4 protein-coding genes and 2 pseudogenes are annotated in these 5,084 nt (G+C 54.7%); 4 read left to right on the top strand and 2 right to left on the bottom strand.

What is annotated here, in order from left to right:
* Positions 1-319 (top strand): BCCT family transporter (locus tag B3Y70_RS05875; RefSeq protein ID WP_288589387.1); only part of this gene is annotated, 319 nt, incomplete at its 5' end.
* Between the two features lie 253 nt (positions 320-572).
* Positions 573-1,322: pseudogene (gene dmeF / locus B3Y70_RS05870) on the top strand (CDF family Co(II)/Ni(II) efflux transporter DmeF); the annotation flags it as partial.
* Between the two features lie 18 nt (positions 1,323-1,340).
* Here dmeF and B3Y70_RS05865 read toward each other — a convergent pair.
* Positions 1,341-1,442: pseudogene (locus B3Y70_RS05865) on the bottom strand (metal-sensing transcriptional repressor); the annotation flags it as partial.
* 512 nt (positions 1,443-1,954) lie between these two features.
* On the opposite strand from B3Y70_RS05865, the gene B3Y70_RS05860 reads away from it, so the two are divergent.
* Together B3Y70_RS05860 and B3Y70_RS05855 are read left to right on the top strand one after the other, a co-directional pair.
* Positions 1,955-2,689: a HupE/UreJ family protein gene (locus B3Y70_RS05860; RefSeq protein WP_273085703.1), complete on the top strand. Its 735-nt coding sequence runs from the start codon at positions 1,955-1,957 to the stop codon at positions 2,687-2,689.
* Between the two features lie 15 nt (positions 2,690-2,704).
* On the top strand, positions 2,705-3,400 hold the full coding sequence (locus tag B3Y70_RS05855) for a hypothetical protein (RefSeq protein WP_008169988.1): 696 nt from the start codon (positions 2,705-2,707) through the stop codon (positions 3,398-3,400).
* Between the two features lie 156 nt (positions 3,401-3,556).
* On the opposite strand, the gene B3Y70_RS05850 is transcribed toward B3Y70_RS05855, so the two are convergent.
* Complete coding sequence (locus B3Y70_RS05850) at positions 3,557-4,516, bottom strand: hypothetical protein (RefSeq protein ID WP_228285604.1); 960 nt, start codon at positions 4,514-4,516, stop codon at positions 3,557-3,559.
* Positions 4,517-5,084 lie beyond the last annotated feature (568 nt).

Here is a 5,084-nt window from a genome sequence, read left to right as displayed (position 1 = left end):
CTACTTTATAACGTCTGCTGACTCCGGCGCATTGGTGGTCAATATCATTTTATCAGGAGGGCAGCTTGAGCCTCCCAAGGCGTCGAGAGCAGGCTGGGCCATTGGCAACGGAGTATTGACCGCGGTATTGCTAGTGGCGGGAGGTATTGCCGTCCTCCAGGATGCGGTCATCCTCGCGGCCCTGCCATTCTCGCTGGTTATCGTTGCTATGACAGCTGGCCTGTTGAAGGCGCTGCATCATGAGCCGCTGACGGCACCCCGGGAGGGTTGTAAGCAACACCGGGCCGCTGAGCCATGGACCGGATCGGATAAGGCATGACTGCCCCCCTGCAAAGCTCACAACCAGGTTCAGCGACATGACCCCTGGCCCCGTGAGCGCAGGGCTGATGAGGTCTTCCAGATCGTAAGCCATGTTGGAAAGCGATAGCACCTTGGTTTACTCGTCTTCATCGGGGGGAGGGTGAGAGTATGCCGAATTGGACACTGCCCCCTCTGTCAAGGTTGTTGAAGCCATCTGGCTACAGTAGCATTCTCATGCCATCCCCCCAGGGGGGATAGGTCAAAAGCTGGTTTTGATCCTGGCCGGGATCGTTTATGGCTCAATGGCTTTGCTGGCTGATGGCCTGCACATGGGTTCGCACGCGGTGGCTCTGGGTATTGCCGCCTTCGCCTATGCGTATGCCAGGAAAAACGCGGGCAGCGCCAGGTTCTCTTTCGGGACGGGGAAGGTCAATGCGCTGGGCGGCTTTACCGGCGCGATTCTGCTGGCTGTCTTTGCGCTCTACATGGTCATCGAGAGCGTCGGGCGTTTTATTCAGCCCGTCCCCATTTCTTTCGATGGGGCTATTTTTGTGGCCATCATTGGCCTGGTGGTCAACGGGGTGTCAGCCTGGATACTGGGGGATGCAGGCCATGATCATGGTCACAGTCACGGCCATGATCACGGTCACCACCATCATCACCATGACCACAACCGCCGTGCGGCCTACCTTCATGTACTTGCGGATGCGCTGACGTCAGTCCTTGCTATTGTTGCCCTTCTGGCGGGTAAATATGCCGGGTGGAACTGGATGGACCCGATGATGGGGATTATCGGTGCGATTCTGGTAACCCGTTGGTCCTGGCATCTGCTGAAAGAGACCTCAAAGGTCCTCCTCGACGAGCAGCATCAGGACATGGAGGAAACCGTCAGACAGGCCGTCGAAGACGACGATGCCAAAGTCAGTGATCTGCATGTGTGGGCGATAGGCCCAAACATTCATGCGGCTATTGTCTCAGTCGTCTCGCATCAGCCCGAGTCGCCTACAGTCTATAAAAAGCGCATTCAGGCACACTGCCAGTCCCTGGTCAATCATGCCAATCACGCTTTCAAGATGGCCGTTTGCCCGCTTCAGACGTTTGATAATGTTCGGGTGAGATTGATGCGTGTGATCATTTACCATTTTTAATTCCTATCCCCCACGGGGGGATGGTATCCTCCGTTCTCGTTGAAATCCAACCACAGACTCGACGCAGTAGATTGATGATTTCGGCCATTCACCCGAGAAAACTGCTTCCAACGCTCGTCATACTCCTTGCATTGGCGGGCCTGTCACTATCGGTGATTGGCGAGTCATTCTCTCATGGTGTGGCCAACTTGGCAGGCGACTGGGAATCGCAGTTTGACGGCCAAGCGAGCAGTCATGGTGCGCATGGACACACCCATGATTTTGACGAAGAGCCAGAGACATCATCAGTGCATCATGATGCTGGCAATCATACCCACGAGACCGTGGACCACCTCAGGGTTCCGTTTGTTTCCCAAAGCCTGACCGTTCTCCGGCAGCCCGTGCCCTTTGTCGGAGGTTCTCCCCGCAGTTTGCGCTATCGGCTTGAACGTCCTCCAAAAGCTCTCCTTTCCGCTTGATTCTTGCCGCTTAGGCGGCCCGAGAAAACACATTCGATTGGAGTCTTTATGTTGTCAAACTTGACAGGCCGATGCCGTGGTGTGTCCTCAACGGGCACAGGCAATCGCCTACTCTGGATATTTCTGACTTTGGGCTTGCTGGGGCTGAGTACCGACGTACTCGCCCATGCCGTGGCTCAGGGCGACAAGGGGTACATCCAGGAAATTACCGGGATAAACCTTATTTCGTTCATCTACCTGGGGGCCAAACACATGGTCACCGGCTATGACCACCTGCTGTTCCTGCTGAGTGTCATCTTCTTCCTCTACCAGATGAAGCACATCGCGATCTACGTGAGCCTGTTTGCCCTCGGGCATTCCACCACCATGTTGTTGGGCGTCTATTTCAACGTGGGCATCAACAGCTACCTCATTGATGCGATTATCGGTCTGTCCATCGTCTACAAGGCACTGGACAACATCGGTGCCTATCAGCGTTGGTTTGGCTTTCAGCCCAACACCAAGGCCGCCACGCTGATTTTCGGGTTCTTCCATGGTTTCGGCCTGTCCACCAAGATCATCGAATACGACATCTCGCCGGACGGCCTGATTCCGAACCTCCTCGCCTTCAATGTGGGTGTGGAAATCGGACAGCTCATCGCCCTGGCCATGATCCTCATTGCTATCAGCTTCTGGCGTAAAACCGACGGCTTTTTCCGCCATGCCTACACCGCCAACGTGGCCATGATGAGTGCAGGTTTTCTGCTCTTTGGCTATCAGCTCACCGGTTACTTTGTCGCCTGATTCTGGAGATTTTTTATGTACAACACCGATATACCCAACCGTGAAGAACTGCCCAGCACTGCCAAACTGGTTCGATCCACCATCATTGCCGCTATTGTGGCGCTGGTTCTGCTGGTAACCGTGGTCATGCCCGCCGAGTACGCCCTGGACCCAACCGGCGCAGGTCGCCTTTTAGGCCTGACTGAAATGGGTGAGATCAAGGAGCAGCTCGCCGAAGAGGCTGCTGCTGACGAGGCTGTTCAGATGGTTGCTGTTCAATCCTCAACTGAGCGACAGGCGCCGGAAGTCAATGCACCTGTCGTGGATGAAGCCGTTGAGAAGCCAGCCCCCTCACCGGAAGCAGAGGTTGCGCCTTCTGAGCCAGAATCTGCGCCTGCACCAGAAATTGCGGAACCGCAGTGGCAGGATGAAGTGCGCGTGATTCTCACACCGGGAGAAGGCACCGAATTCAAACTTACTATGGAGGAAGGTGCTACAGCCCGGTTCTCCTGGGTGTCAGAAGGTGGCCCGATCAACTTCGATACCCATGGTGATGGAGGTGGTCAGTCAATTTCCTACGAAAAAGGCCGGGGCGTGCCTGAAGACGAAGGCGAGCTGGAGGCAGCCTTTACCGGCAATCATGGCTGGTTTTTCAGAAATCGGAACGACAACGACATCACTCTGGTACTGCGTACCGGAGGAGACTACGGGCAGTTTAAAAAGATGTTGTGACGTTCACCAACGAATAAGCGCCGAGGGGTCTCCGGGCCTATGCTTTCATAGGTCCGGACCGTGCTTAAGTAACTTAATGTTCTACAGTTCGCTAAACCAAAAATCTGGAATTCTTCATTAATGCGATCAAATATTGGCTCATTGAAAAGGTAATAATCACACCTGAAAAACCGGAGCGAATCCACCTCCGGGGGTACGAAAATTGGTTGTCTGGCCTTGGTATATCCTCGCCGCAACCAGCATACTTTTGCCGGCGTAGGTATACAGCCGAATGTCGACTTTTCGGGTGACCACTGCATCGTCAATTCTCAGGGTTCGTTCTCCAGCGGGGACAAGGTCCTGGGCGATGTAGCCACCATTCAGGATGTTCTCGAAAACGCGCCGGGTTAGTTTGTCGCCCCGGTAGACGCCTTTGCTGCCATGGCCGGCAACCGGCTTGAAGAACAGATGACGTCGCGCACTCCACAACTCAGCCGCGTCGTTCCTCGAAACCTGCCTGGTTTTCGGCACGGCTCTCTCCAGGTAGCCTGCATCGGCCTCATTGAGCCCCCAGTCTCGAAGGGAGTGGGGTGCGGATAGCAGGGCCAGGTTTCGCTTGTCAGCCAGCACAGCGTGCACATGGGGATTAGGCGTTACCACCACGGCGCCATCCAGATAGGCATGCCTTAATGCCGCATGGGGCGCGGCGTCCAATGCGAAGTCCACCAGACGGTTGTAGACCATATCAATGGGCTTACCGCGGGCTGTCAGCGTACCGCCGGCATACTGAAGCTCCTGTGGATCGAGTATCAATGTATCAATTCCTTTGGCTCGGAGAATCTGTTGGGCCAACTGGAATTCGGGGAACATAAATTGTGTCTTTGGGGCATCGTCTACTATGGCCAGGCAACTGGGCCCGAAATTGTCGTGCTGGCTTTGCCACTCCTGTTTGAACATTGAGAACACCGCGTCCTCGAATCCGTCGAGCGGCTGCTGGGGTGTTGTGGGTTGTTGAGATGGGTCGCAGCAATTGCGCTGGGCTCTCGACAAGACAAGGTTCAGGAAGGCGCCACCGGCGTTGGTGTTGATTTCGATCAGCCGGGGGCCGTCGGGACCCATGTGAAAATCATAGCCCATGAACGCCCCGATGGGCCCTGGATTGAACTGTGCGATTTCCGGTGCCCAGGAAAGTACTCGTTCTCGGTACGAGGGAAGCTCTGAGGCCGCTTCAATCGACTGAACGATCCTCTCCATCTCCGCTATGTCGGCTCGGGGTACGAAAACCGGTGTGTTTGAAAAAAGGTGATCGAACTCCGGGAGCGTTGACAGTTCGCTTCCAGCATCTGAAAGCTGGTTGTGGAGGCTCTTGTTGAGGGCTATTCGGTCAAGAGTGATGCAGTAGCATTGGCGGTTGAGTTCGTTGGCCCGGCTGTTTGCTATTCGTCTGTTCTCATAAATAGGTTCCGGCATCTGGAGTCCGTCATTCGAGGTTTGCAATGGTTGAAACGGCTTACTTAATGCTCGAAGAATCTATCTTGCATTTGTGATTTGCGTCAAATAGATCCACATCTTGTGTCTGTTTTCAGGTCTGTTTTCAGGTCTGTTTCAGTTCCGCGTGTTGAACTACTGCTAGGTAAATTGGTGCTTGCCATCTATCTTCGACTCTCACAATGGGCGGCGATCTCTCCCGTCGATGGCAGCCTTT

The sequence above is a fragment of the Marinobacter sp. UBA5687 genome (genome assembly GCF_002420325.1).
In the GTDB taxonomy this organism is placed as follows: domain Bacteria; phylum Pseudomonadota; class Gammaproteobacteria; order Pseudomonadales; family Oleiphilaceae; genus Marinobacter; species Marinobacter nauticus.
Note: the sequence above shows the minus strand (reverse complement) of the source record. Positions and strands in the feature narration are given on the sequence as shown.

Excerpts from the sequence above, each read along its gene's own strand:
- B3Y70_RS05855 (WP_008169988.1), top strand. The coding sequence starts at position 2,705 with ATGTACAACACCGATATACCCAACCGTGAAGAACTGCCCAGCACTGCC.
- B3Y70_RS05850 (WP_228285604.1), bottom strand. The coding sequence starts at position 4,516 with ATGGGCTATGATTTTCACATGGGTCCCGACGGCCCCCGGCTGATCGAA.
- B3Y70_RS05860 (WP_273085703.1), top strand. The coding sequence starts at position 1,955 with ATGTTGTCAAACTTGACAGGCCGATGCCGTGGTGTGTCCTCAACGGGC.